The sequence below is a fragment of the Pinisolibacter sp. genome (genome assembly GCF_036782435.1).
In the GTDB taxonomy this organism is placed as follows: Bacteria; Pseudomonadota; Alphaproteobacteria; order Rhizobiales; family Ancalomicrobiaceae; genus CALBKH01.
On the sequence record NZ_DAIPZB010000019.1, the window covers coordinates 21,563 to 47,888 of the forward strand.

Below are 26,326 nucleotides of genomic sequence, written 5' to 3' on the forward strand. Positions count from 1 at the left end.
CGACGTCGCTTCGGTCCGGCGGCTCGGACACGCGGGCTTCATCGGCGGCGTGGCGATCGGAGTCGCCATCGACACCGTCGGGTCGGGCGTCGGATCTCGCCGACCTTCGACCGGCGTCCCCGCCCCGCGCCCTCGCTCGAACCGACGGCCGGCTCTCCGTCCGGCGCCGCCCTTTCGAGCGACGACCGGGATCACAGAGCCGCTCCCGAGCCACGAACGGTGACCATCGGCCCCCGCCTCCCGCCCCGGTCCGCACCGCCGCCGCGACCGGGCGATCTCGGCGTCGACAAAATCGTCCGTATACTGATACTTTTTCACCGTCAAGCCGTCATCCGGCAATTTCGCCGCATCTGCAGGCGATGGTCGGCAGATCGCATCTCTCACAAAACTTGCAAGATCGGTGGAGGCCTTGGGGAAAAATAAGCTCAATTCGAAAATATCTCGATGAATCCGCGAATATTTTATCGTATTCGTCGATTTTATGACGTTAAATAACTTTTTATACAGAACGATTGCATACGGAAATTGACGTATTTTTGATGACGAAACTTGAGATTTATTCACGAACAACCGAAATTTCAATCGATTGTATCAAAGAACACGGAAAGATGCATCCGAAGCTCCGGAACGGTCAGAGGACGGATTGACAGTATAAGGATTGTTCCATATCAGGATCGGCGAAGCACGGCGTTGCGGGCCGCCGGCCGACGGCGCTCCGCGGCATCGGCGGCGGCCGTCGAACGCGCCATCACCCCACGCAGGAAGGACCCGGTCCATGCGCATCTGTCGATACGAGAACAACAGGATCGGACTGGTGAGGGGCGACCGGGTCCACGACGTGAGCCACCTGACCGGCCGATTGGGGACCTTCGGCCATCCGCTGCCGCGCCACGACCTCCTCGTCGCCGGCCTCGCCGAGCTCGCTCCCGAACTCGCGCGGTTCGAGCCGACCGACGAGGGAACGCCGATCGGCTCGGTGCGATTCGAGTCCCCGGTCGCCAATCCCGGCAAGATCGTCGCGGCGCCGGTGAACTACCGGAAGCACTTCGACGAGGCCGCCGCCGACCCCGTGACCTTCCCGTCGGTGCACGTGCGCAGCATCGCCGAGTCCGGTCTCTTCCTGAAGGCGACGTCGTCGGTGGTGGGTCCCGCGGCGGGCGTGACCCGTCGCTTCGCCGATCGCCGCACCGATCACGAGGTGGAACTCGCCGTCGTCATCGGCCGGGAGTGCTCGTTCGTCCCCGAAAAGGATGCGCTCTCGGTGGTGGCCGGCTACTGCATCGGCCTCGACATGACGTTGCGCGGCAGCGAGGACCGCAGCTTCCGCAAGTCGCCGGACGGCTACACCGTCCTCGGTCCGTGGCTGGTCACCGCCGACGAGGTCGGCGACCCCTCGGCGCTCGACCTGTCGCTCGCAGTCGGCGGCGAGATCCGTCAGCACGCCAACACCCGCGATCTGATCTTCGGCGTCCCCCGCCTCATCGCTCTGGCGTCGAGCTTCTTCACCCTCCATCCCGGCGACGTGATCCTCACCGGCACGCCCGAAGGCGTCGGCGAGGTCCTCCCCGGAGACGTCGTCACCGCCTCGATCGCCCGGATCGGCGTGCTCGAGACCCGCGTCCGCTGACGGCGTGAAGCCGCGCGGTGCGCTCGCACCGTGCGGGAAACGGAAGACCGGCCGAACGCTGCATCGCCCACCGCGGCGCGGCGTTCGGCGCGGTGACGCGGAACACGTCGACGTCTCGGATCGACGATCGCGTCCGACACCGAGAAGCCGTTGATTTCTCGGTCGCAGACCACGGAACAAGGGAGGAAAGCATGATCCGTACGTTCAGGGTACTGTCGTTCGCCACCGGCCTCGCCGCGCTCGCCACCACCGCAGCGGCACAGGAGACGCCGATCCGCATCGGCTTCATCACCACCCTCTCCGGACCGGCCGGCAGCATCGGTCAGGAGCTCTCCGACGGCTTCAAGCTCGGCCTCGCCAAGACCGGCGAGACCCTCGGCGGTCGCAAGGTCGCGGTCACTTTCGCCGACGATCAGGCCAAGCCCGACATCGGCCGCCAGCACGCCGACAAGATGGTCGAGAGCGACAAGGTCGACATCCTCACCGGGGTGAACTTCTCCAACGTTCTCCTGGCGATCGCCAAGCCGGTGCTCGATGCCGGCGTGCTCTACGTCAGCGCCAACGCCGGCCCGTCGCAGCTCGCCGGCAAGCAGTGCCACCCGAACTTCTTCGCCGCCTCGTTCCAGAACGACACCACCAGCGAGGCGATGGGCATCCACATGCAGGAGAAGCAGATCAAGGACGTCTACATCCTCGCCCCCAACTATCCGGCCGGCAAGGACATGGTCGCCGGCTTCAAGCGCCACTACAAGGGCAACGTCGCCGGCGAGGTCTACACGACCTTCAACCAGCTCGACTACTCCGCCGAGATCGCCCAGATCCGCGCCGCGAAGCCGAGTGCGGTGTTCTTCTTCTATCCCGGCGGCATGGGCATCAACTTCATCAAGCAGTACGACCAGGCCGGTCTGAAGCCGCAGATCCCGCTCTACACCGGCGCCTTCGTCGTCGATCAGTCGGTGCTGCCGGCGATGGGCGATGCGGCGATCGGCGTCCGGACGGCGACGCTGTGGAGCGAGGAGTTCCCCAACGCCGCGAGCCGAGAGTTCGCCGCCGCCTTCGAGACGACCTACGGCCGCATCCCGTCGCCCTATGCCGCCGACGCCTACGACACGGTGCTGCTGCTCGACGCCGCGATCCGCGCCACCGGCGGCCGGGTCGACGACAAGGCGGCGCTACGCAAGGCGCTGGAGAGCGTGAAGTTCGCCTCGATCCGCGGCGACTTCCGCTTCAACACCAATCACTTCCCCGTCCAGAGCTTCTATCTGACGACGGTCGAGAAGGACGCCAAGGGCCGCCTCTACAACAAGCTCGGCGAGCGGATCGTCCAGGATCTGAAGGACTCCTACGCCGCCACCTGCACCATGGCGCCGTGATCGACGCGCACCATCGAAAGGGCGAAAGGGGGCCGTCGTGCTGATCCTGGAGCAGACGCTGAACGGGGTTCAATTGGGTGTGATGCTGTTCCTGATTGCATCGGGCCTGACCCTCGTCTTCGGCATCATGAACTTCATCAATCTCGCGCACGGCTCCCTCTATATGGCCGGAGCCTTCACCGCCGCCTGGGTCCAAGGGGTGAGCGGCAGCTTCCTGCTGGCGATCCCGGCCGCGGTGGTCGTCACCGCGGCCCTCGGCGCGGTGCTGGAGATCGGTCTGTTCCGGCGCTTCTACGCCCGCAACCACCTCGATCAGGTCCTCGTCACCTTCGGCATCGTGCTGGTCGCCAACGAGGTGACGCGCATCGTCTTCGGCCCGGTGCCGTTGCGCATGCCGCTGCCGCCGGCGCTCGCCGGGTCGATCGAGATCGTACCGGGCCTGCCCTATCCGACCTTCCGGCTGGTGGTGCTCATCGTCGGTCTCGCCGTGGCGGCGCTCTTGTGGGCGATCGTCATGAAGACCCGAATCGGCATGTGGGTGCGGGCGGGATCGTCGAACCGGCCGATCGCCTCGGCGATGGGCGTCGACGTCGATCTCGTTTTCGCCGCGCTCTTCGCCGTCGGCGCCGCTCTCGCCGGTCTCGCCGGCCTGATGGCCGGGCCGATCCTCGCCGTGCAGGTCGGCATGGGCGAGCCGATCCTGATCCTCGCCCTGGTGGTCACGGTGATCGGCGGCATCGGCTCGATCAAGGGTGCCTTCGTCGCGGCGCTGATGGTCGGCCTCGTCGACACCTTCGGCCGCGTCCTGCTGCCTCCGGCCCTGGGCTCCATGGCGATCTTCCTGCTCATGGCGCTGATCCTCGCCTTCCGTCCGAAAGGGCTGTTTCCCGTCCATGGCTGAATCCGACCCCCATCGCCCCGCTCTCGTCGAACGACTGGCGCCGCTCGTCGTCGTCGCGCTGCTCGCCGCCGTTCCGCCGGTCGCCCAGATGCTCGGCGACCCCTTCCTGATCAAGGTGGCGACCCGCGTCGTCGTCTTCGCCATCGCCGCGGTGGCGCTCAATCTGATCCTCGGCTTCGCCGGGCTCGTCAGCCTGCTGCAGGCCGGCCTCTTCGGCGTCGGCGGCTACGCCGTGGCGATCGCGGCGCACCACGTCTTCGAGGCCGAGCCGATCGGGTTCTCCGCCCTCGCCTGGGAGGGCTCGACCGATCTGGCGCTGACGCTGCCCCTGGCGGCGGCGGTGGCGGGACTGGTGGCGCTGGTGACGGGCATGGTGTCGCTGCGCACGTCGGGCCCGTACTTCCTGATGATCACCCTGGCCTTCGACCAGATGCTCTACTACGGCGCGGTGGCGCTGCAGAAATACGGCGGCGACGACGGCCTGCAGATCCTCACGCCGCTCAGCTTCGCCGGTTGGGACATGTCCAACCGCTGGCGCTTCTTCTATTTCGCCCTGACGATGCTCGCCGTGGTCCTGCTGGTCGCGACCCGGCTCGTCGCCAGCCGCTTCGGCATCGTGCTGCGCGCTTCGGCCGAAAACGAACGCCGCGTCGCCGTGTCGGGCATCCCGCCCTACGCCCATCGCCTCGCCGCCTTCACCGTCTCCGGCGCCGTCGCCGGGCTGGCCGGTGGGCTGCTCGCCGCCGGCCAGCAATTCGTCTCGCCGGCGGACATGCACTGGGTCCGCTCCGGCGACTTCGTGGTGATGGCGGTGCTCGGCGGATTGTCGACCGTGTGGGGGCCGGTGGTCGGCGCCGCCGCCTTCGTCGTGCTCGAACTGCTGCTGTCCTCCTGGACCCAGCACTGGCAACTCGCCTTCGGGCTGATCATCGTCGCGGTGGTGCTGACGCTGCGCGGCGGTCTGTCCGACCTCGTCCATCTCGCCGGCCGATCGAGGGGCGCCCGATGACCAAGCGACCGCTCCTCTCCGTCCGCGGCCTGGTGAAGAGATTCGGCGGCCTTACGGCCACCAATCATCTCGACTTCGATCTCGAACACGGCGAGATCCACGGCGTCATCGGCCCCAACGGCGCCGGCAAGACGACCTTCGTCTCGCAGCTCCAGGGTCAGTTGACGCCGGACGCCGGTTCGATCGTCCTCGACGGTCGCGACGTCACCCGCGAGCCGGCGCCGGTCCGCGCCCGGCTCGGCATCGCCCGGTCGTTCCAGATCACCTCGCTGGTGCCGAGCTTCACCGTCCTCGCCAACGTCATGCTGGCGGTGCAGGGCGGCCAGGGACATTCCTTCCGGTTCTGGAAGCGCGCCTGGACAGACGCGACCCTCGCCGGCCCGGCGCACGTCGCCCTCGCCACCGTCGGTCTCGCTCACCGCGCGAACACGCTCGCCGCCGATCTCGCCCACGGCGAGTGCCGCCAACTCGAACTGGCGATGGCGCTCGCGATGAAGCCGCGGCTGTTGTTGCTCGACGAGCCGATGGCCGGTGTCGGACGCCAGGACGGGGTGGCGATGACCGACATGATCGCCCGCCTCAAGGGCGTCACCACCATCGTCCTCATCGAGCACGACATGGACGCGGTCTTCCGTCTCGCCGACCGCATCTCGGTGCTGGTCGCCGGCCGTGTGATCCGGACCGGCACGCCGGCGGAGGTGCGCGCCGACCCGGAGGTCCGCGCCGCCTATCTCGGCCATTCGCACTGAGGAGACGGCGATGCTCTTGGAAGTCCGCGATCTCGAAGCCGGCTATGGCGCCTCGAAGGCCCTCTTCGGCATTTCCTTCGACGTCGACGAGGGCGAGGTCGTCACCCTCATCGGCCGCAACGGCATGGGCAAGTCGACGACGGTGAAGTCGGTCTGCGGCCTGCTGAAACCGTTCGACGGCGAGATCCGCTTCCGTGGCCGGCGGATCGACGGGCGTGCGGCCCATCACGTCTGCCGGCTGGGTATCGCCCTGGTGCCAGAAGGCAGACAGATCTTCCCCAACCTCTCGGTGCGCGAAAATCTGGTGATGGCCGGGCGCGTTCGGCCCGAGGGGCGGGAACCGTGGACCCTGGAACGTGTCCTCGACTTCTTCCCCCGCCTCGCCGAGCGCCTCGGCAACGGCGGCGCCCAGCTCTCGGGCGGCGAGCAACAGATGCTGGCGATCGGCCGGGCGTTGATGACCAATCCCGATCTCCTCATCCTCGACGAGGCGACGGAAGGGTTGGCGCCACTGGTGCGCGACCACATCTGGACGTCACTCGACGCGCTCAAGGCGACCGGCCTCGCCATGATCGTCATCGACAAGGAACTCGACGCTCTCATCGGCTTCGCCGACCGCCACTTCGTCGTCGAGAAGGGCGAGATCGCCTGGCGCGGCAGTTCGGCCGAACTCGTCGCCGATCCGTCGATCCAAGAAGCCTATCTCGGCGTCTGAACGCGGGTTGCCGAAACCGGACCCCGCTGCCGCCCGGCCCTGCCGAACCGCACTCCGAACCGAGGCCTCGCGACCGTGAAGAAGACAGACGAGTCCGCACTTTTTGCCCTTCCCCCTGCTCCGACCGTCGTGGTGGAGGGCAGCGATCGCCGGTATCCGGTCCATCGCATCTTCTGCGTCGGCCGCAACTACGCCGACCACGCCGCCGAAATGGGGGTCGAGGTCGATCGCGAGGCGCCGTTCTACTTCCTCAAACAGGCGGGCGCGATCGTGCCGTCCGGAGCGACGATTCCCTATCCGCCCGGGACCCGCGACTTCCACCACGAGATGGAGTTCGTCGTCGCCCTCGGCGCGCCGGCCCACAGGGTGACGATGGCGGGGGCGATGGACGTCGTCTTCGGCTATGCCTGCGGTCTCGACATGACCCGCCGGGATCTACAGCTCGAAGCTCGCGCCAAGGGACGGCCGTGGGATCTCGGAAAAGACTTCGAACGATCGGCGGTGATCGCTCCGATCCTACGCAAGGAGGCCTTCGGTCCGATCGGCCCGCAGCGGATCGACCTCCGTGTCGACGGGGTGCCGCGGCAGGGTGCGAAACTGTCGGACCTCGTGTGGAACGTCGCCGAACTCGTGTCGCACCTGTCGCGCTACTACCATCTCGGGCCGGGCGACTTGATCTACACCGGCACTCCGGCAGGGGTCGGCCCGGTCGGGCCGGGCGACCACATCACCGGATCCATCGACGGACTGCCGCCGATCGCCCTGACGATCGGCGATCCGGAGTCCCTCTGACCTCGCGTTTCCCGTCGCGGCGGCGGCCCTCGGCCGCTTCCGCTTTTTTTCGGCCTTGCGAGCCGGATCGGCGGCGAAGATCGACGACCCGCGGCGACGGGTCGTCTCGGCGAAGTCGTCATGGCCGGTTCGCCGGTCTCGCTCGTCGACGGACCATCGCGAAAGAGCCTTCGACGAACCGCCATCCACCGTTTCTTCCCGACCAATGCCGCCACGATTGGCACTGCACGCCGCGATCGTTTCGGGCGCCGGATCATCCGCTGGACCCGCACGCTCCAACGGCCAGATACATCGAATGTTCTCAATGTGATAGGCTATTTGCGAGAGGTATGGAGACCGTGATATAGCCATCGACGATCAATTCGCCCCGATCGAGTATTCCTCGCGGCGCTTCGGCGCCCCTCCCGAACGAGTGACGTGCCATGCAGAGCCGACGGATGGCGGTGAAGAGCGACTCGTTGCTCAAGCTGAAGGGCGTCTACGAGACGCCGGGGCACCTCATCCGGCGGGCTCAACAGATCGGCGTGGCGATCTTCATGGACGAATTGGCCGAACACGGCATCACACCGGTGCAGTTCGCCTCCCTGATCGCCATCCGCGACAATCCCGGGATCGATCAGAAGAGCCTGGGGCGGTTGATCGCCATCGATCGGTCGACGGTGGCCAACGTCCTCTCGGGTCTCGAGAAGAAGAAGCTCATCTGTCGGATCGTTCCGGCGCACAATCAACGGATCAAACAGCTCTTCACTCTGGCGGCCGGCAATGAACTCCTCGCCAACGCCCAAGAAGCGGTGCTCCGCGTCCAGGATCGCATTCTGGCTCCGCTGACGGGAGACGAGGCGGAGATTTTCCTGCGCCTGCTCAACAAGATCGTCGTCGGCAACAACAACGTGAGCCGGGCGCCGCTGAGTTCGGAATGAGGCGGGAGCATGGGATCGGGTGTCCCGGTCCGCGGCCGCACGGAGCGACGCCGCTACGAGAACCGGGTGGCGCAGGTGGTCGCGTGGAAGCGTGTCGCCACCGGTTCTTCCACCGATCGGGAAACCCCTTTCGGTCGCCGCCGAAGCGATGACCCATCGCTCGTCGATGCGGCCGACCGATCCCCGGGCATCCCTTGGCGACGCGACCGGCGGCGACCTCACGAAAACGCCGGGGGGCATCGGCCTCCCCGGCGTTCGACCTGGATCCTCTCGGTTCGTGTCACGGCTCTTCGGCGGTGATCGGCGAGGCGAGATTGTCGATCCGCTCGTGGAAGTCGGCGGACGGGGGCGTGGTTCGCGACGCGCGCCACGCCGCATAGAGCTGCAGCCCCACCAGCGCGACACTCATGGCGAGGAAGACCGCGCTGATCGGTCGCTCGACGAAGACGGTGAGATCGCCGCGCGACAGGATCATCGCCCGCCGGAAATCCTCCTCGAACCGCGGGCCGAGGACGAAGCCGAGCAGGATCGGCGCCGGGTGGAAGTCGAGGCGCAGGAGGGCATAGCCGAACAGGCCGATCACCAGCGTCGCCGCCACTTGGAACAGACTGCCGTTGGTGGAATAGACGCCGATGCAGATGAAGAACAGCGCCGAGGGATAGAGGATGCCGTAGGGAATGCGGAGCATCCTGATCCACAGGCCGATGAGCGGGACGTTCAACACCATCAGCATGATGTTGCCGATCCAGAAACTGGCGATGAGGCCCCAGAACAAATCGGGATGCTCGCTCATCAGCAACGGGCCGGGGGTGATCCCCTGGATGATCAGTGCGCCGAGCAGCAGCGCCATCACCGCGTCGCCGGGAATGCCGAGGCTCATGGTCGGAATGAAGTCACCCTGCACCGCGGAATGGGTGGAGGCTTCGGGGCAGGCGACGCCTTCGATGGCGCCGTGGCCGAACCGTTCCGGCGTCTTGGAGATCCGCTTCTCGGTCGCGTAGGAGACGAAGGAGGCGATGGTCGGGCCGGTGCCGGGGATGAGCGAGCACAGGCTGCCGATCAACGTGCCGCGCAGGATCGGCCAACCGGCGGCCCGCAGCTCCTCGCGGCTGGGACGCATGTCTCTCAGCCGAACGCCGGCACCGGAGATGTCGACCGGTTTGACCGCGTTGACGCTCTTGATGAACTCGGCGATGCCGAAGAGCCCGAGCGCCAGCGCGATGATCTCGATGCCGTCGTAGAGTTCGTGGATGCCGAAGGTGAAGCGCGCCGCGCCGGTGTTCACGTCGGTGCCGACCATGCCGAGGATGAGGCCGAGCAGCGTCATTGCGATGCCCTTCAGCGGCGAACCACGCGCCAACGTCGAGCCGACCAGCAGGCCGAGCAACATCAGCGCGCAGATTTCCGCCGGCCCGAACTCGAGCGCCACTTTGACCAGGACGGGCGCGAAGAACACCATCATGGTGATGCCGAAGGAGGCGCCGACGAACGAAGCCAGCATGGTGATGCCGAGAGCGCTGCCGCCTCGCCCCATCTTGGTCAGCGGATAGCCGTCGAGGCAGGTCACCGCATGCGGCGGGTGACAGGGCAGGTTGAGCAGGATCGAACAGATCGCCCCGCCGTACTGCGCCCCGTAGTAGATGCCGGCGAGCATCAACAGCGCCGAGACGTGGTTCATGCCGAAGGTCAGCGGCATCAGGATCGAGATCGCCGACATCACCCCCATGCCGGGAAGGACGCCGACGAGGTTGCCGACGAAGACGCCGACGAAACACCAGAGCAGATTGTGCGGCTGCAGAGCCACGCCGAACCCGTACCACAGGTCGGTCAGAGCGGTCGTGATCATGGGATCTCACCAGCGGAACAGGGGGAACGACACCTTCAGACCGAAGGAGAAGAGGCCGACACCGAGGACGGTGACCACGGCGGCGAGGGTCAGTGCGCGACGCCAGCCGTGCGAGCGATCGCCCAACGCGGCGATCAGCACGCAGGCGAAGGTCGCCGGCACCAGACCGGCCCAGGCGCCGAGGGCGATGAAGGCGAGGACACCGGCGACGATCGCGGCGCCACCGCGCAGGTCGAGCGGGCCGGCGACCGTGTGTCCGGGTCGGTCGGAGGTATGGACGTCGATCCGATCGCTCGCCCATGCCCTGAGGGCGATGACCACCCCGATCCCGGCGAGGACCCCACCGAGGACGACGGGCAGGTAGCCCGGCCCCATGCGGGTCAGCGAGCCGATCTGATAGGTTCGAGCCTCGAATACGACGGCGAGACCGATGACGGTCATCGTCGCTCCGGCCAGGACGTCACGCAGACGCCCGGTGGTTTCGGTCATGTGATCCTCCTCGGATCTCGGTCGAGTGTCGATCGAAAGGGAGGCCGCGTCGGTTCGCGCGACTTCGCTCCCTCCTGCCGGGAAGGGGCCGGAGATCACCTCGCAGGACGACACCTGTCGGCGGTACCGCGGGGGCCGTGGACTGCGGGATGCTCCGGCACCTCTCGCCGCGATCAGCCGGGTGCGCCGAGGCTGATGTTCTTTTCCTTGATGACGCGCGCGAAGCCGTCGTACTCGCGGGCCACCAGGGCTTCGAGGGCGGCGGGGCCGAGAGGTTCGGGTTCGAAGCCCGCCGCGCGCATCGCCTTCACGGTGTCCTCGTCCTTCAACGCGTCCTGGAGCGCCGCCTGCAGGCGGGTGAGCGCCGGCGCCGGCGTGCCGGCCGGCGCGAGGAGCGCGAACCACGACCGCGCTTCGACGTTCACACCGGTCTCCGCCAACGTGGGCAGGTCGGGCAGGGCCGGCAGACGTTTGGCGCCGGTCACGGCGAGGGGGCGCAGACGCTCGCCTTGGATCATCGGCAGCGCGCCGTTGGGCGTCTCGATGACGACGTCGACCTCGCCGGCCATGAGTGCGGTCAAGGTCGGAGCCGAGCCCTTGAACGGCACATGGGCGCCGGTGAGGCCGGTGGCGCCGAAGATCCGCTCGAGCGAAAGGTGCTGCACCGTGCCGACCCCGGGGGTCGCGTAGTTGAGTTTGCCCGGGTTGGCCTTGCCCCAGGCGATCAGCTCGGCGAGCGTCTTGTAGGGCGCATCCTTGTTCACCAGCAGGATGAACGGGGCTTCGGTGATCATGCCGATCGGGGTGAACGACTTGAACGTGTCGTAGCGCAGATTGCGATAGAGATGCGGGGCGATGACGAGCGCGCTCGACGTCGCCAGAAGCAGGGTGTAGCCGTCCGGCGTCGACCCGGCGACGCGACCGGCACCGAGGGTCGAGCCGGCGCCGCCGACGTTCTCGACCACCACGGTCTGACCGACGACGCGCTCGAGACCACGGGCGACGATGCGACCGGCGGAATCGGTCGGGCCGCCCGGCGCGAACGGAACCACGACCGTGACGGAGCGGCTGGGAAAGGTCTCGGCCGCAGACGCGCCTCCCCCGGCGACCGCCAGAACGGCGGTCAGCACACAAGCCAGAATTCTCTTCATGACGTCCTCCCGGATGGCCCGGACGAAGTGGTCACGGGCGTGCCCTCGAAGTTTCTTTTGGTTCGTTCGGATACGGCCGGATCCCCACCTCTTCGGATGGGCTTCGCATTCGACGTTCGACGAATGCCGGCCGGATCAAAGTGACAGCCGGATTTCGATCACACAATTTCATGTTCGCGATCGCAATCATCTCATTCCGGCATATCTCCGGCCGATCGCTATTTTTAAGTCTTCCTGATATCGTGCCGCAGCCGTGATCGGTTCCCTCGCGCACACCGGATTCGACCTCGATGCCGCCTCGCACGATCTACCTTTTGTCTCGTCTTCACTACATGCTTCGACAGAAGATCGATCGTCTTCTGGCGGACACCGGCGTCACCGCCGTTCACTATACGATCTTGAGCATGCTCCAATCGCGAGACACACTTTCTTCTGCGGAAATCGCTCGACGTTATTACGTGACTCCGCAATCGATGAACGAGATCATCTCGTCTCTGGAGCGCCAAGGACTGGTGTCGCGCATGCCCAGCCCGGAGAATCGGCGGATCCTTCTGGTGCGGCTGACCGAGCGGGGCAGCGAGCTCCTCGCCCGTTGCGACGCCATCGCCGATGAGGTCGAAGGCGAGTTGACGTCGGTGCTCCCGCCGGATCGGCGGGCGGCGTTTCGCGACATGCTGCAGGAGATCTGGCGTCACGCCGTGAAGGAGAAGCATGCCTGACGCCGGGGCGTCCGGTTCACGACCGACCGACCGTTCGCGCCGCGGTTCTCGCCTCACCCGTCGACGCGCGGGCGGCGACCGGCGGTGAGCAGGGTGCCGCGCCAGAAGCGGCGCTCCACCAGGACCGCAATCTGATCGAGGATCAGCGCTTTCACTTCCTCCATGGCGCGAGACGAGCGCGACGACTTGCGCCGCACCATCGAGAGCCGCCAACTGGCTCGCGGTTCCAGCGGTATCGCCCTCACCCGGCCGGCTTCGATGTCGCCGACGATCTCGGCGTGGCTGAAGATGGTACAGCCCAGACCGGCGGCGACCATGGCGCGGGTCGTTCGTATGCCGTCGACCTCGTGGACGATGTTGGGCTGAAAGCCGTTGTCGGCGGCATAGCGCTCGACCACCGGACGCAGGCTGTGCGGACGCGCCGGCAGGATCAGCGGCAAGCCGGCCAGATTGCGGGCGGGAAAGACCAGATCGTTCTCCACCGGCAGGGCGATGGGTGTGATCACGCACAGCGGTTCGTCGACGAGCGGCACGATCTCCAATTCGGGCGCCATCTCGGGGCTGTAGAAGACGGCGATGTCGACTTCGCCCGCCAACACCCAGCCGTGGATGATGCCGCTGAAGCCCTCGCGGATATGCAGCGAGATGCGCGGAAACTTCTCCCGGCAGGCCATCACCAGAAGCGGGCTCAGCACCTCGCTGGTGGCCGGCGGCAGTGCCACTCGGACGTGGCCGGTCGGTTCCTTGGCCAGGCTCTGAACGTCGGCCTCGACGGCCGAGAGTTCGCGCATCAGCGCCTCGGATCGTTCCAGGAGGACATGACCGGCATCGGTCAGACGGACGCCGCGGCCGTGTCGGGCGAGGAGCTTGGCGCCGAGTTGATGCTCCAGACGATCGACGCGGCGGCTCAGCGCCGATTGGGCGATGCGCAACTGGGTCGCCGCACGCGAGAAACTCTCCTGGCGCGCCACCGCGACGAAGGCTTCGAGATCGCGAAAATCCATCGACCCATCTCCAAATTAGATGAATGGTATGCTCGCAATATAATTGTGTCAATTCTTCAGTTCGGACACTCTCGCCGGCGACAAGCTCAGTGCGCTCTGCGAAGGGGGGTTCGCATGAAATTGATCCGCTTCGACGGCGGTCGTATCGGTGTCACCGATGGAAATAAAGTAGCCGACGTCACGAGATACTGCGGAACTTCCGAAGAATGGCCGCCGGTTGCGATGAACCGCCTGATCCGTGACTTCGAAGTCCTACGTGAAGAGCTGAAAAAAGCTCTCGAAGAGCAAGGTAACATCGACTTCTCGCAAGTCCGGCTGGAAACGCCGGTGCCTTGGCCGAACAAGCTGTTGGCGTTTCCGGTCAACTATCACGATCACGCCACCGAGATGGCCTCGACGGGTCTGGCCAACATCCAGGGCTTCTTCCTGAAGGCCAATTCGTCGCTTTCGGGCGCCGGGGAGCCGATCGAGTTGCCCGACCTGCCCGGCCGACCGGTCCACCACGAGTGCGAACTCGGCGTGGTGATCGGCAAGGCGGGCCGTCAGATCCCGGTGGAGCACGCTCTCGAACACGTCTTCGGTTACGCCTGCCTGATCGACGTCACGGTGCGGGGGCGGGAGGAGCGCGTCATGCGCAAATCCTACGACACGTTCACGCCGGTCGGCCCGTGGATCGTGACCGCCGACGAGATCGGTGACCCGGGGGCGCTCGACATGAAGCTGTGGGTCGGCGACGAGCTGCGCCAGCATGCCAACACGCGCGATCTGATCGTGTCCCTTCCCGAGATGATCGCCGTGGCCTCGTCCGCCGCGACGCTCCACCCGGGCGACATCATCGCCACTGGTACGCCCGCCGGCGTCGGCCCGATCGAGGACGGCGACAGCGTCCGCATCGCGATCGAGCGCGTCGGCGAGATGACGGTGCGCGTCGTGCGCGGCGCCCTCGGGCGCAACGTCGTCTTCGAAAAACCCTACGAATTCAAGCGGGCCGGCACCCAGGGAGGACAATCATGAGCGACTCGATCCGAGCCGGAATCGATGCCGCACGCGGTCTCGACGATCTCTACCCGGTCTTCGCCGAAGGCCGCCTCACCGCCGGGTGGCACAAGAAGCGGCCGTCGCTGTGGCGCGAACCGCGCACCGAATTCAGGCCGCGGCGGTGGCGTTACGCCGAAGCCGCGGCCGCCATGGACAAGGCCGGCGAATGGATGAGCACCGAGGACGCCGAACGGCGCAACCTCTTGATGTTCAACCCGGTCGGCGACAACGACTACGACACGGTGCGCACCATCGTCTCCGCCTACCAGATGATCCAGCCGGGCGAATACGCCCGCACGCATCGCCACACCGCCAATGCCATGCGCCTCATCCTCGACGGCGAGCCCGGCGTCTACACGGTGGTGAACGGTCTCAAGATTCCGATGCGGCCCGGCGACTTCCTGCTGACGCCGAACTGGTACTGGCACAGCCACTACAACGAGGGGGCGGCCAAGGCCTATTGGATCGATTTCCTCGACGTTCCCCTGGTGCATCGCCTCGAGCCGATGTTCGCCGAGGATCTTCCGGCGGTTCATCAGACCGTCGAGGCCGAGCCGGATCCCGACACCTGCCCCTTCGTCTTCACCCGCGCCCGGGTGATCGCCGAGCTGGGCTGGCAACCGAAACGGAGCGGTGGGGGCAAGCGACTGCTCCTGCCGACGCAGGCGTACATCCCGACCGTCGCGGTCAGCTATCTCCAACTCCCCGCCGGAACGAGCGAGGCGGCCGGTCGCACCACCGCCAGCCGCATCTTCGCCGTGACCTCCGGCGAAGGCCGGGCGACGCTCGGCGGCGAGAGCTTCGACTGGGGTCGCGGCGACGTCTTCTGCCTGCCGTCCTGGCACGCCTTCGAGATCGAGGCCTCGTCGGATGCGCTCATCCTCGAGGTCTCGGACGAGCCGACGCTGCGCAAGCTCGGCTTCTTCCGCGAAGAGCCGTCGGCCAGCTGACCGACGCCCGCGATCGGCGCGACGCGTCGGTCGCGGAAGGCCGTGTACCGAAGAACGAACGAACCACCAGACGAACCCCGTTCGCGGGGTCGAGGGAACAGTCATGGGCAAACCACACGTGATCATCGCCGGTGGCGGCATCGGCGGAATGGCGGCGGCGTTGTCGCTGCTGCGCAAGGGCATCGACGTCGACATCTACGAACAGGCGCAGGAATTCCGCGAGGTCGGCGCCGGCATCCAGATCAGCCCGAACGGCAATCGGTGCCTCGATCATCTCGGGGTCTTCGAGCAACTGAAGGTTCTGTCCTGCGACGCGGACGGCAAAGAGATCCGGCTGTGGAACAGCGGACGGACGTGGAAGCTGTTCGATCTCGGACAGGAAGCGGTGGCGCGCTACGGCTATCCCTATCTCACCGTCTACCGGCCGGACCTGCTCCAGGTGCTGACCGACGCGGTGCGGGCTCTGAAGCCGGACGCGTTGCATCTCGGCGCCAAAGCGAGCGACTGCACGCAGAACGGCGGCGAGGTGGTGCTCCATCTGGACGGCGGCGCGAAGGTCACGGGCGACGTCCTGATCGGTGCGGACGGCGTCCATTCGCGGATCCGCAACGTGCTCCACGGCGAGAGCAAGGCGCGCTTCTCCGGCATGATGGCGTGGCGCGGCGTGATCCCGATGGAACGCCTGCCGTCCCACATGACACGACGCGTGGCGACCAACTGGGTCGGCCCGGGCGCCCATGTCGTCTGCTACCCGTTGCGCGGCGGCAAGCTGATGAACTTCGTCGCCACGGTCAACCGTGACGACTGGCAGATCGAATCCTGGAGCACCGAAGGGTCCGTCGACGAGTGCCGCAAGGATTTCGTCGGTTGGCACGAGGACATCCAGACGATGATCTCCGCGGCGCCGTCGCTCTTCAAATGGGCGTTGATGGGGTGGCCGCCGATGGACCGGTGGACGATCGGTCGGACGACGCTGCTCGGCGACGCCTGCCATTCGACGCTGCCCTTCCTGGCGCAGGGCGCCGTGATGGCGCTCGAGGATTCGGTCGTGCTCGGGCGGGCCTTCGAGGCGTCCGGCGACGACGTTGCGCAGGCCCTCGCCCGCTACGAGAAGGCGCGCATCGACGTCACCCGCCGCAAGGTGCTCGGCGCTTCCGCCAACACCGAGCGCTTCCACAATCCGGCTCTCGCCACCGAAGAGGGCGCGAAGGCCTACATCGACGAGCAGTGGAGCCGCGAAGCGATCCTGCAGCGTTACGAGTGGATCTTCACCGACGACGTCACCCGGAACCCGATCTGACCGGTCGGCGACCCGCCGCCCGCCGAAGCGCATGCGCCGCGGCGGGCGGGGCCGGCGGTCCCTCTCCCGAGTTCGCCGACCCGACAGGGGCACCTCGACCATCGCCGACGCGGACCGTCCGGCGATGGTCGTCTTTTCGTGCCGATGCGCCGTCCGACCATCACCACCGCGAACACCGGACCGCGGTCGTCGCCGGGCCCGCACCGGACACGCGGCAAATCCTCCCGCCACTCGGTCGTTTCGGCGCGGGCCGGCACGGGGCGTGGAACGCCTCGATTTCCGATCGGAGGCGTCGTCCCCGTGAGCCGTCCGGATGCAACTCGAGTCGCCCCCCTCGACGATCGCGATGTCGACGGCGCTTCTCCACCCGCCTATCGATCGGAGGCGGCGCTGGCCCGCGAGCTGGCGATCGATCCTCGGCGCCTACGGGTCCTGCGGGAGATCGGCCTCACCTCTCCGGTGAATCTCGCCGGTCGCCACGTCTACGATCGCACCGAGGCACGCCGCTGCGCGGTGCTGCTGCGGTTCCAGCGGCGAGGTGTCGGTCTCGATGAATGCGGCCGCCTCTTCGGTGATGAACGAGACGGCTGAAGGCGGATCTCCCCCCGCTGCCGCGAGCGGCCCGCCGAGGTTTCGGCGGGCGAACGTCGATCGACCTCGAGGATGCCACCGCAACGGGCGTCGCGCCGCGCGCCGCTTCTTTCCGACCCGCCGGAAGTGGTTCGCGGATCGCACCGCCGAAGACGGGATAAAAGAGGGGATCGGGCGGTGTCGACGACGATCACGTCCGCGCGCGGTCACGTCCGAGTGCGGCGAGGACGAGGAGGGTGGCGATCGACAGGGTCAGCATCGCGGCCGTGTACCAGAGACTGGCCGAGAAGTTGGAGGTGAGATCGCGTAGACGACCGATGACGATCGGCGCCGTGGCCGAACCGACGATGCCGGCGGCGTTGATGAGGGCGGTCCCGGCGGGACGACCCTTCGGCGACAGATGGAGCGGCGGCACGGTCCAGAACACGGTCATCGCCGTCAGCGATCCCATCGAGGCGAGACAGAGACCGACGACCCGCACCTGGATGATGCTCGACAGCGCGACCAGTCCCCAGCCGGCGACGGCGATCGCCATCGGCACGACGATGTACCAGGTCCGCTCGGTGCGTCGATCGGACAGGGCGCTCCACAGCGGCATCATGATGCCGGCGCAGACCGCGGGAACGGCCGTCATCAGCCCGACCACCAGATAGTCGCTGGTGAACCCCTTCAGCGCCTCGTTCATGATCTGCGGCGTCCAGCTCGAATTGGTGGTCAAGGACACCACCAGTCCGAAATAGGCGAGGCACAACAACAGGACCGAAGGGCTGCGGAGTTCCGCCCAGACGCCGGTACGGCGGTGTCCGTCGGGGGATGCGTGCAACCCCTGTTCGGCTTCGATCCGCTGCTGCAGCGCCGATTTTTCCTCATCGCTCAGCCAGCGAGCCGTCTTCGGTCCGTTCGGCAGGAGGTACAGGGTGACGAAACCGAGAGCGACCGACGGGAGGCCCTCCAGCAGGAACAACCACTGCCAGCCCTCCAAGCCGCCCAGGCCGTCCATCTTCAGGAACAGGCCGGAGACCGGACTGCCGAGGGCGATGGTCACCGGTTGGGCCAGGAAGAAGAGCGCGATGGCGCGACCGCGGTGCGACGGCGGGAACCAATAGGTCAGATAGAGCAGGACGCCTGGCAGGAAGCCGGCTTCGGCGACGCCGACCAGGAAACGGAGCCCGTAGAGACTCCAGGCGCCGACCGCGAACATGGTCGCCGCCGAAGCGAGGCCCCAGGTGATCATGATCCGCGAGATCCAGAGGCGTGCTCCGAACCTCACGAGAAGCAGATTGCTCGGCACCTCGCAGAGTATGTAGCCGATGTAGAAGATCGCGATCGACAGCCCGAACTCGGCCGCCGAGATCTTCAGGTCCTTGTTCATCTCGAGCGCGGCGAAACCGATGTTGATCCGGTCGAGGAACGAGGCGACGTAGAGGACGAAGAGCAGCGGTATGAGTCTGCGATAGGCCTTGGCGATGGCGCGTTCGTCGGCCGTGGTCGTGATCGTCATGCGACACGCTCCTCCCTTCGGCGGACCGGTTCGGCCTCTCGCCCCGAGAAAACGGGACGGCACCCGGACGCGACCGCTTCTTCATTCGCCCTCACGGGGCGTTTCGGACGGACCCACGCCGCGGCGCTCTCGCCGCCGCCACGTGGCCGTCCCGGTCAGGTACGACGGCTCGCCGGCTTGAGCCCCATGAGCCCGGCGATGAGATTTCGCAGCGTCTCCGACGTTCCCGCGGCGATCGTGGCGCTGCGGGCGTCGCGGTAGTGGCGTTCCATGGCGTATTCGGCATTGAGGCCGAAGGCGCCCATGATCTGCACGCCCTGGTTCGCGACGCGCGCGTAGGTTTCGGAGGCGAAGAGTTTGGCTTCACTGATCTCGCGCAGGGCGTCGCGATCCTTCGCCACCAGCCAGGCCGCCTTCATCGTGAGGAGGCGGGCGGCGTCGACGGCAGTCTGCATCTCGGCGACGGTGTGGCCGATCGCCTGGAACGAGCCGATCGGCTGGCCGAACTGGCGACGCTCCTGGGCATAGGTGCGAGCGAGATCGACCACCGCGCGGGCGCCGCCGCAGCTGCTCGCCGCGGAGACCGCCCGCTCCAGTTGGAGGCCGGACATCAGGCAGTCCCAGCCACCGCCTTCGCCACCGACGAGGCGGTCGTCGGGAACGAAGACGTCGGCGAAGAAGACCTCGTAGGTGCCGGTCGAGCGGCGCCCGAGCATGTCGAGCTTCCGCAGTTCCACGCCGGGCGCGTCGTTGTCGATCAGCAGCATCGACAGACCCTGCCGGTAGGGAACGGTGCGGTCGGTCTTCAGATAGACGGAGAGCACACAGTCCGGCAGGCCGGCGCCGGTGTTCCAGAGCTTCTGGCCGTTGACGATCCATCCGCCCTCGGTGCGCACCGCATGGGTCTTCATCGCTCCGGCGTCCGACCCGGCGTCGGGTTCGGAGATCGAAATGGCGAACTTGACCCGACCGTCCATCAGGCGCGGCAGCCAATGGTGCTTCTGGGCCTCGGTTCCCTTGCGCAGGATGTTGAGCCCGCAGAAGATCGAACTCGAATAGGACATGCACAGATCGGCACTGTGGCGCGACAGTTCCTCGACCAGCAACGCGACGTCGACGGCGTCGCCACCGAGCCCGCCGTATTCGACCGGAAACGGCATCTGATAGAGGCCGGCCTCGGCCCAGGCACGATGCAGCTCCTCGGGAAAGACGCGTTCGCGATCCCATCGTCGCAGCCGTTCCGGCGGCGCCTCGCGCTCCATCAGCCGGGCGACCGAGTCGCACAGGAGTTCCTGTTCCTCGCTGAGGTCGAAATCCATCACCCGCTCCCTCCAGAGCGGATTCCGACCCGATCGCATCGGCTCGAAATCCGCTTCCGTTCCATGGTCGAGCAAGTTCTTCTCGATCAGGTTGGTTCAACCTGATCGGAACATGCTCTAGCGCACCCGCATCAGCGCATCGAGCGCCAGCACACCTTCGCCCTCGGCGTAGACGACCAGAGGGTTGACGTCGATTTCCGCCACTTCCGGATGGGCACGGACGAAGGCGCCGACGGCGCGAACCGCGGAGACGACGGCCGCGACGTCGCGCGGCGGCGCTCCGCGGAAGGCGCCGAGCAGGGCCGCACCGGCGAGCCGGCCGAGTTCGTCACGGATGCGATCGTCCGACGCGTCGGCGGGCAGGATGCGGCTGTCGTGCAGAGCCTCGGCGAGGACGCCGCCCATGCCGACCATCAGCACCGGACCCCATTCCGGATCGGTCTTGGCGCCGAGGATCAGTTCGACGCCTCGAGCGGCCATCGGTTCGACGAGCACACCGTCCAGTACGACGCCGGGAGCGGCAGCGGAGACCGCGTCGTGCAGCAGCCGCCATCCGGCCTCCAGCCCGACGCGATCGGCGAGACCGAGGACGACGCCGCCGACGTCGCTCTTGTGGGAGAGCTCCGGCGATTGCGCCTTGAGGACGACCGGCCAACCGAGCTGCTCGGCGGCGGCGATCGCCTCGTCGAGCGAGGCGACGAGACGGCCCGCGGCGACCGGCAGCCCCGCCGCGCCGAGGTGACGTTTGGCGAGGTATTCCGGTACCACACCGGGCGCCAGCGGTTCCGCCGGGGTGGTCGGGAGCGGCGTACCGGCCGACGCGATCGTCGCAGCGTGGCGCGACAATCGGGCGACCGCCCGCAACGCCCGTTCCGGCGAACGGAAATAGGGGACGCCCGCGGCGCGGATCTCGTCGACGAAGCTCTGAGGGATCGGCGCGTCCTCGCCGAGCATGGCGAAGACCATGGTGCGCCGGTCGGCGTAGCGGCGGACGGCGTCGATCACCGGCGGCATCTTGATCCGCGCCATGTCGGCCGACGACAGGATGATGCAGAGCACGATGCTGCCGAGCCGCGTGTCTTCGAGCAGCGGCTCGATGGTCTTGGCGTAGAGGCCCGGATCGACCAACGGCTGCGCCGTGAGGTCGAGCGGGTTGGTCGCCAGGACGAGACCGGGCGCGGCGGCGGCGATCGCCTCGGCCACCGCCCCGGTCGGCTGGGGCAGCGGCAGGTCGAGGTCGCGGCAGTAGTCGAGCATCATCGCCTTGAAGGCGCCGGACTCGCCGAAGATCGCGGTGCCGCCGTGCGGCAGGACCCGGCAGCGCACCACCATCTCGGTGACGTCGACCAGTTCCTCGAGCGTGTCGACGACGATCGCTCCGGCGCTCTCCGCCACCGTGCGCATGACGTCGTGGTCGCCGGCCATGGCGCCGGTGTGGGTGGCGGCCGCGGCGCGCGCTTCGCTCGACTTGCCGGGATGGAGGAGGACGATCGCCTTGTCGAGCGTTCGCGCCCGCGCGACGAGGCCCAGGAAGCGCGCCGGATCGCGGATCTGTTCGGCCACCAGAGTGACGGCGCGAGTGAAGGGGTCGGCGAGGAGATGATCGAGAAAATCCTCGATGCCGTCGGTCGCCTCGTTGCCGGTGGAGACCGAGAAGGAGACGCCGATGTCGCGGCCGTGCAGGGCGGCGCGTAGCATCGCCGCCATGGCGCCACTCTGCGAGACGACGGCGACGCCCGGTTCGGCGAGCGGCCGCGGATCGGTGGCGCTGAAGGTCAAGGGTACGCCGTCGACGTAGTTGAGCATGCCGAGGCAGTTCGGACCCTCGATCACCATGCCGGAGGCGCGGGCGATCTCGGCGATCCGCTCCTGGGCGGCACGCCCCTCCGCTCCGGTCTCGGCGAAGCCGGCGGAAAAGACGATCACCCCGCCGACGCCGCGCTCGGCACAGCCCTCGATCGCGGCGAGAACCGCGTCGCCCGGCACGGCGAGGACGACGCAGTCGACACCCTGCGGCAGGGCGCGGGTGTCGGGTACGCAGCGCCGCCCGCGGATCTCGGCGCGGACCGGATGGACGAGGTGGATGCCCCCGGAGAAGCCGAAGCGCTCGAGATTGTCGAGCACTTTGCCGGCGAGCGACGACGAGGTCGCCGATACGCCGGCGAGGGCGACGGACCGCGGCCGGAGCAGGCGGCTCATGGCATTCCGGGGTGCGATGGCGTCGGTCACGATGACGTCTTCCTCTCGACGGGATCAGAACGGGTAGGTTCGCGGCGTCGACTGCACCGTGACCAGGTGGTCGGTGGTGAATTCCTCGAGGATCCACTCGCCGCCGAAGCGACCGAGCCCGCTGTTCTTCTCGCCGCCGAAGGGACAGTTCGGCGCGGAATGGACGGTGGCGTCGTTGACGTGGGTCAGACCGACGCGCAGCCGGCGGGCGAAGGCGACACCGCGTTCGAGATCGCGGGTGAAGACGGCACTCGACAGACCGTATTCGGTATCCTCGGCCAACCTGAGCGCGTGCTCCTCGTTCTCGGCCCGGATCAACCCCACCACGGGGCCGAACTGTTCGGCCCGGGCGAGTTCGGCGTCGGCGGGAACCTCGGCGAAGACGTGGGGCGGCAGCACGAGCCCCTCCGGCCGCCCGGCGAGCAGGCACTCGTAACCGGCCTCGTGCGCCACCTCGATCCCGCGGACGAGGCGGTCGAGCTGACGCCGGTTGATCAGCGGGCCGATCACCGTCGCCGGATCGGAGGGATCGCCGACCCGCAACGCCGCGACACGGGTGCGGAACGCCGCGGCGAAGTCGGCATGGAGCGTCCGGTCGACGATGATCCGGTTGGTGCTCATGCAGATCTGACCGGCGTGCAGGAAGCGGCCGTAGACGGCGGCATCGACGGCCCGGTCGAGGTCGGCGTCGTCGAGGACGACGAGCGGAGCATTGCCGCCGAGTTCGAGGGCCACGCCCTTCAGCCGCCGGCTCTCCGCCGCCAGCCGCGCGATGCGGCGGCCGACCGCGGTGGAGCCGGTGAAGGAGACGAAGCGCGGCACGTCGTGGAGGGTGAAGGCATCGCCGATCACCTCGACGGCGCCGACCACGACGTTGAGGACGCCGGCCGGAAGCCCCGCCTCCTCGTAGAGGCGGGCGAGGAGCAGACCGCCGGTGATCGGCGTGTCGTCGGCCGGCTTCAGCACGACCGTGTTGCCGAGGGCGACGGCGGCGGCGACCGAGCGGTTGGAGAGCGACAACGGCCAGTTCCACGGACTGATCACACCGATCACCCCGAGCGGTTCGCGATAGACGCGGTTCTCCTTGCCGGGCACGTCGCCGGGAAGGATCTTTCCGGTCATGCGATAGGCGAGCGAAGACGCTTCGATCGCCTGGGCGCGGACGGCCCGCCACTCCATCTCCGCCTTGAGCCGGGTGCTGCCGGCTTCGCGCACCAGCCAGTCGACGATCTCGTCCCGCCGCCTTTCCAGGACGTCGAGGAAGGAGGTGAAGAGCCGGTGCCGTTCCGACGGCAGACTGCGGGCCCAGGTCCCCTGGGCGCGCTCGGCGGAGGCGTAGGCGTCGTCGAGATCGTCGAGCGATGCCTGAGGGATCTCGGCGACGGTCTCCCCGGTGTAGGGGTCGCGGTCGACGAGCACCGTGCCCGCCCGCCCGCGCGACCAACGCCCGCCGATGAACTGATCGAAGGGAACGGACCACTCCATCATGGCTCGCCTCACCGGTCGTAGGCGCCGAGGCCGGGCTTGTAGGTCTTGTCGTCGAGGAACTGCTTCATCCCCTGAGCCCGTCCGCCCTCGGGATCGGCGTTGGTCGTCTGGTCGCCCTTGGCGGTCAGATACTCCGCCGCCTCCTCCCAGCCCATCTCGAGGATGTGCTTGTAGGAGATCTTGGTGGCGCGCAGCACCATCGGGTTCTTGCCGAGCAGGTTCTTCGCCAGCCGGCGGGTCTCCTCGACGAGATCGGCCTTGGGGAAGGCCTTGTTGACGATGCCGAGGTCGGCGGCGATGCGGCCGTCGAACTTTTCGCCGGTCATCATGTAGTAGAGACCGAGGCGATGGTTCACCAGCGTCGACATCGCCTTGGGCACGACGCCGCCGGGAATGATGCCCCAGTTGATCTCCGAAAGCCCGAAGACGGCGTCCTGGTCGGCATAGGCGAGATCGCAGCAGATGAGCGGCGTGAAGGCACCGCCGAAGCACCAGCCGTTGACCATGGCGATGGTCGGCTTGCCGTACCACATCAACTTGCGCCACTGCCAGTTGCGGTTCTCGCGTTGAGCGCGACGACGGTCGAGATCGCTCATGGCGTCGGTGGTGCGGAAGAAGCCCTGCAGATCCATGCCTGCGGAGAAGGCCTCGCCCTCACCGGTGAGCACGACGACACCGCAGCGATCGTCGAGTTCGAGCGCGTCGAGAACCTCGTTCATCTCGATCGCCATTTCGAGACTCATGGCGTTGCGTTTCTCCGGACGCGCCAGACGTACCCAGGCGATACCGTCTTCCAGTTCCACCTTCACGGTGTTGCCGCCGGGAAGCGGTGCGGTCGAGGTGCTGTTCGGATCGTAGTCGCTCATCGGTCGGCTCTCAATGTTTAAGGAGTCCTGATATAAGGTAACCTGTCATAATCGTTTCGAGCTGTCAACACCCCGAGGGGCGGCGATCGAGAAGCGCTGCTCGGCCCACGCGGAGCGCAGATCTGTTTCGGCGCCACCGGCCGGCCCGAGGAGGCGCCGAAACCATGAACGCATCCCCTCTCATCGCCCAGTGTGACCCCGGGCGAGAGAGTACGCTTTCGCGGTGGTCGCCACCGGCGAGGGGTTCGGCCGGGGTCGTCGAAGGCACGCTTTCCCTGATCCGGAACACGTGTCAGCATCACGGAAACCGCCCGGCCCGGCCGCGTCTTTGGCAGCACTGTTCGCACTCGAAAATCGACAGGTGTCGAAACCCACGCGCTCGGAGACACGGACTTCGCACCAGTGGGGACGGCTCATCTCGAAGGCGGCGCGCATCACATCTTGGGATTGCGCCACTCTCACCGCCCTTGGGAAACGGTACTGGGCACACGCCCATTTGACGGTCAAAACTGGCCCATAGGTCGAAGTTGGAGCCGACCGCGCTCGGCTTTACAAACGCACGGCCTTACCGCTTCGCCGGCCGACATCGTCGTAATACCGCGCAGCCTGCTGCACCGAGCGATGCTGCGATTGCGCCATCGCCTCGGGCAGCGACACCCCCTGACGCGCCGCCTCGGTCAGATACCCCGAGCGCAGCCCGTGCGCCGAGACCTTCTCCGCATCGAGCCCGGCGAGCCCGGCCCGCTTCTTGACGATGGCGTTGATCGTCTGCGCCGTGAGCGCCCCGCCGTCGAGATTGCCCCAGCGGTCGATCCCACGAAACACCGGCCCGGCCTCGATCCGCGCCGCCGCGAGCCGGGCCTTCAGCGCCTCGACGGGATGCCCGGCGATCACCGCGAAACGATCGTCGTCGGCCGAGCTGGTCTTGGTGCGCCCGAGCCGGATCGTCATGCACGGCAGAAGCTCGGAGGCCGGGTCCGTTGGATCGGCCGGCACCAACTCCTCGTCGTGCAGGTACTCGACGCGCAGCCCGGCGAGCTCGGAGCGCCGACGGCCGCCGGAGGCGAAGCCGACCAGCAGGATCGCCCGATCGCGCAGATCGACGAGCGATGTGGTCGAACAGGTCGCGAGCATCGCGTCGAGCACGTCGCGCGTGACGGCGGTCGCGCTCTTGCGTCGGGGAGAGCGATCGGCGGCGCGGACCGCCAGCCGCATCGCGGTCTTCAGCGACGGCGAACCGAACGGCCCGTCGAAGCCCTTCCAGCGATGCAGCGTCGACCAACTGGCGAGCCGCCGCTGCACCGTCTGCGGCGCATGCGGCCCGGCCGACCGCAGGACCCCGTCGACGCGCAGCCGGCTCGCTACCTCCTCCGGCATGCCGTGGTCGGGATCGACGGCACGCTCGACCGGATCCCACAGGTGGTGAGCGACGAACTTCAACACCAGGCTCTCCGGCGACGGCCACGGCAGCGGCGCGCCGACCGCCACCCGGCACCAGGCCTCGAGATAGGCGAGATCGGAGGCGAGCGCCCGCAACGTGTTGTCGCCGATGCCGCGCTTGGCCAGATGCCGCAGCGTGGCGACGTCCTCGTCGGAGAGGACGGTGGCGAGACGATCGCGACGATCGGCGGGAAGGATGGCGGCCAGCGCATCGAGGGCGAGGGCGCGTTGAGCCTCGGAATCGGACGTCGGTCTCGGCAGATCATGATCCATGGCTGCTTCCGCCCCGTTCAGGGCCCCACCCACATC

Annotated in this window: 23 protein-coding genes and 1 pseudogene; 13 read left to right on the plus strand and 11 right to left on the minus strand. The window is 67.4% G+C overall.

Going from position 1 to position 26,326, the window contains the following annotated elements; translation table 11 throughout:
- Nucleotides 1-775: 775 nt before the first annotated feature.
- The 8 genes from V7Q42_RS10095 to V7Q42_RS10130 all read left to right on the plus strand — a co-directional run bounded on the left by V7Q42_RS10095 (nt 776) and on the right by V7Q42_RS10130 (nt 8,086).
- Nucleotides 776-1,627, plus strand: coding sequence for a fumarylacetoacetate hydrolase family protein (locus V7Q42_RS10095; protein ID WP_333823910.1), 852 nt, complete (start codon nt 776-778; stop codon nt 1,625-1,627).
- A 191-nt stretch (nt 1,628-1,818) separates the two neighbouring features.
- Nucleotides 1,819-3,000 (plus strand): ABC transporter substrate-binding protein, encoded by a 1,182-nt coding sequence (locus V7Q42_RS10100; protein ID WP_333823911.1) that lies wholly within the window; start codon nt 1,819-1,821, stop codon nt 2,998-3,000.
- A 37-nt stretch (nt 3,001-3,037) separates the two neighbouring features.
- A complete protein-coding gene (locus V7Q42_RS10105) occupies nt 3,038-3,901 on the plus strand; it encodes a branched-chain amino acid ABC transporter permease (RefSeq protein WP_333823912.1) in 864 nt (287 codons plus the stop codon).
- A complete protein-coding gene (locus tag V7Q42_RS10110) occupies nt 3,894-4,910 on the plus strand; it encodes a branched-chain amino acid ABC transporter permease (protein ID WP_333823913.1) in 1,017 nt (338 codons plus the stop codon). Before V7Q42_RS10105 ends, V7Q42_RS10110 begins: the two co-directional genes overlap by 8 nt.
- Complete coding sequence (locus V7Q42_RS10115; RefSeq protein WP_333823914.1) at nt 4,907-5,659, plus strand: ABC transporter ATP-binding protein; 753 nt, start codon at nt 4,907-4,909, stop codon at nt 5,657-5,659. Before V7Q42_RS10110 ends, V7Q42_RS10115 begins: the two co-directional genes overlap by 4 nt.
- A 10-nt stretch (nt 5,660-5,669) precedes the next feature.
- A complete protein-coding gene (locus tag V7Q42_RS10120) occupies nt 5,670-6,374 on the plus strand; it encodes an ABC transporter ATP-binding protein (protein WP_333823915.1) in 705 nt (234 codons plus the stop codon).
- A gap of 75 nt (nt 6,375-6,449) precedes the next feature.
- A complete protein-coding gene (locus V7Q42_RS10125) occupies nt 6,450-7,166 on the plus strand; it encodes a fumarylacetoacetate hydrolase family protein (protein ID WP_333823916.1) in 717 nt (238 codons plus the stop codon).
- A gap of 422 nt (nt 7,167-7,588) precedes the next feature.
- A complete protein-coding gene (locus tag V7Q42_RS10130) occupies nt 7,589-8,086 on the plus strand; it encodes a MarR family winged helix-turn-helix transcriptional regulator (protein WP_333823917.1) in 498 nt (165 codons plus the stop codon).
- 280 nt (nt 8,087-8,366) lie between these two features.
- On the opposite strand, the gene V7Q42_RS10135 is transcribed toward V7Q42_RS10130, so the two are convergent.
- From V7Q42_RS10135 to V7Q42_RS10145, 3 genes are all read right to left on the minus strand, one after another.
- On the minus strand, nt 8,367-9,932 hold the full coding sequence (locus V7Q42_RS10135) for a tripartite tricarboxylate transporter permease (protein WP_333823919.1): 1,566 nt from the start codon (nt 9,930-9,932) through the stop codon (nt 8,367-8,369).
- Nucleotides 9,933-9,938: 6 nt separating this feature from the next.
- Nucleotides 9,939-10,421, minus strand: a complete 483-nt coding sequence (locus V7Q42_RS10140; protein ID WP_333823920.1) for a tripartite tricarboxylate transporter TctB family protein — start codon at nt 10,419-10,421, stop codon at nt 9,939-9,941.
- A 173-nt stretch (nt 10,422-10,594) separates the two neighbouring features.
- Nucleotides 10,595-11,572, minus strand: a complete 978-nt coding sequence (locus V7Q42_RS10145) for a Bug family tripartite tricarboxylate transporter substrate binding protein (RefSeq protein ID WP_333823921.1) — start codon at nt 11,570-11,572, stop codon at nt 10,595-10,597.
- A gap of 290 nt (nt 11,573-11,862) precedes the next feature.
- Here V7Q42_RS10145 and V7Q42_RS10150 point away from each other — a divergent pair, with 290 nt between their 5' ends.
- A complete protein-coding gene (locus V7Q42_RS10150) occupies nt 11,863-12,291 on the plus strand; it encodes a MarR family winged helix-turn-helix transcriptional regulator (protein ID WP_333823922.1) in 429 nt (142 codons plus the stop codon).
- Between the two features lie 53 nt (nt 12,292-12,344).
- Here V7Q42_RS10150 and V7Q42_RS10155 read toward each other — a convergent pair whose 3' ends face one another.
- Entirely contained in the window at nt 12,345-13,082 is a 738-nt protein-coding gene (locus V7Q42_RS10155; protein ID WP_333823923.1) for a LysR substrate-binding domain-containing protein, read from the minus strand.
- 87 nt (nt 13,083-13,169) lie between these two features.
- Nucleotides 13,170-13,295, minus strand: a pseudogene (locus V7Q42_RS21445) (LysR family transcriptional regulator); the annotation flags it as partial.
- A 222-nt stretch (nt 13,296-13,517) separates the two neighbouring features.
- On the opposite strand from V7Q42_RS21445, the gene V7Q42_RS10160 reads away from it, so the two are divergent.
- The 4 genes from V7Q42_RS10160 to V7Q42_RS10175 all read left to right on the plus strand — a co-directional run bounded on the left by V7Q42_RS10160 (nt 13,518) and on the right by V7Q42_RS10175 (nt 17,174).
- A complete protein-coding gene (locus tag V7Q42_RS10160; protein WP_442958181.1) occupies nt 13,518-14,309 on the plus strand; it encodes a fumarylacetoacetate hydrolase family protein in 792 nt (263 codons plus the stop codon).
- On the plus strand, nt 14,306-15,283 hold the full coding sequence (locus tag V7Q42_RS10165) for a cupin domain-containing protein (protein ID WP_333823925.1): 978 nt from the start codon (nt 14,306-14,308) through the stop codon (nt 15,281-15,283). The genes V7Q42_RS10160 and V7Q42_RS10165 overlap by 4 nt, the downstream gene beginning before the upstream one ends.
- Nucleotides 15,284-15,386: 103 nt before the next feature.
- Nucleotides 15,387-16,583 carry an FAD-dependent monooxygenase gene (locus tag V7Q42_RS10170; RefSeq protein ID WP_333823926.1) on the plus strand — a complete coding sequence of 399 codons (1,197 nt, stop codon included), beginning with the start codon at nt 15,387-15,389 and terminating at the stop codon, nt 16,581-16,583.
- A gap of 300 nt (nt 16,584-16,883) precedes the next feature.
- Entirely contained in the window at nt 16,884-17,174 is a 291-nt protein-coding gene (locus V7Q42_RS10175; protein WP_333823927.1) for a hypothetical protein, read from the plus strand.
- A gap of 190 nt (nt 17,175-17,364) precedes the next feature.
- Here V7Q42_RS10175 and V7Q42_RS10180 read toward each other — a convergent pair whose 3' ends face one another.
- The 6 genes from V7Q42_RS10180 to V7Q42_RS10205 form a co-directional block, all read right to left on the minus strand.
- Nucleotides 17,365-18,675: an MFS transporter gene (locus V7Q42_RS10180; protein WP_333823928.1), complete on the minus strand. Its 1,311-nt coding sequence runs from the start codon at nt 18,673-18,675 to the stop codon at nt 17,365-17,367.
- Between the two features lie 155 nt (nt 18,676-18,830).
- Nucleotides 18,831-19,994: an acyl-CoA dehydrogenase family protein gene (locus V7Q42_RS10185; protein ID WP_333823929.1), complete on the minus strand. Its 1,164-nt coding sequence runs from the start codon at nt 19,992-19,994 to the stop codon at nt 18,831-18,833.
- A gap of 117 nt (nt 19,995-20,111) precedes the next feature.
- Complete coding sequence (locus tag V7Q42_RS10190) at nt 20,112-22,223, minus strand: acetate--CoA ligase family protein (protein WP_333823930.1); 2,112 nt, start codon at nt 22,221-22,223, stop codon at nt 20,112-20,114.
- A gap of 24 nt (nt 22,224-22,247) precedes the next feature.
- Nucleotides 22,248-23,711 (minus strand): aldehyde dehydrogenase family protein, encoded by a 1,464-nt coding sequence (locus tag V7Q42_RS10195; RefSeq protein WP_333823931.1) that lies wholly within the window; start codon nt 23,709-23,711, stop codon nt 22,248-22,250.
- Between the two features lie 8 nt (nt 23,712-23,719).
- Nucleotides 23,720-24,577, minus strand: coding sequence for a p-hydroxycinnamoyl CoA hydratase/lyase (locus tag V7Q42_RS10200; protein ID WP_333823932.1), 858 nt, complete (start codon nt 24,575-24,577; stop codon nt 23,720-23,722).
- Nucleotides 24,578-25,126: 549 nt separating this feature from the next.
- A complete protein-coding gene (locus V7Q42_RS10205; protein WP_333823933.1) occupies nt 25,127-26,290 on the minus strand; it encodes a tyrosine-type recombinase/integrase in 1,164 nt (387 codons plus the stop codon).
- Nucleotides 26,291-26,326: the final 36 nt, after the last annotated feature.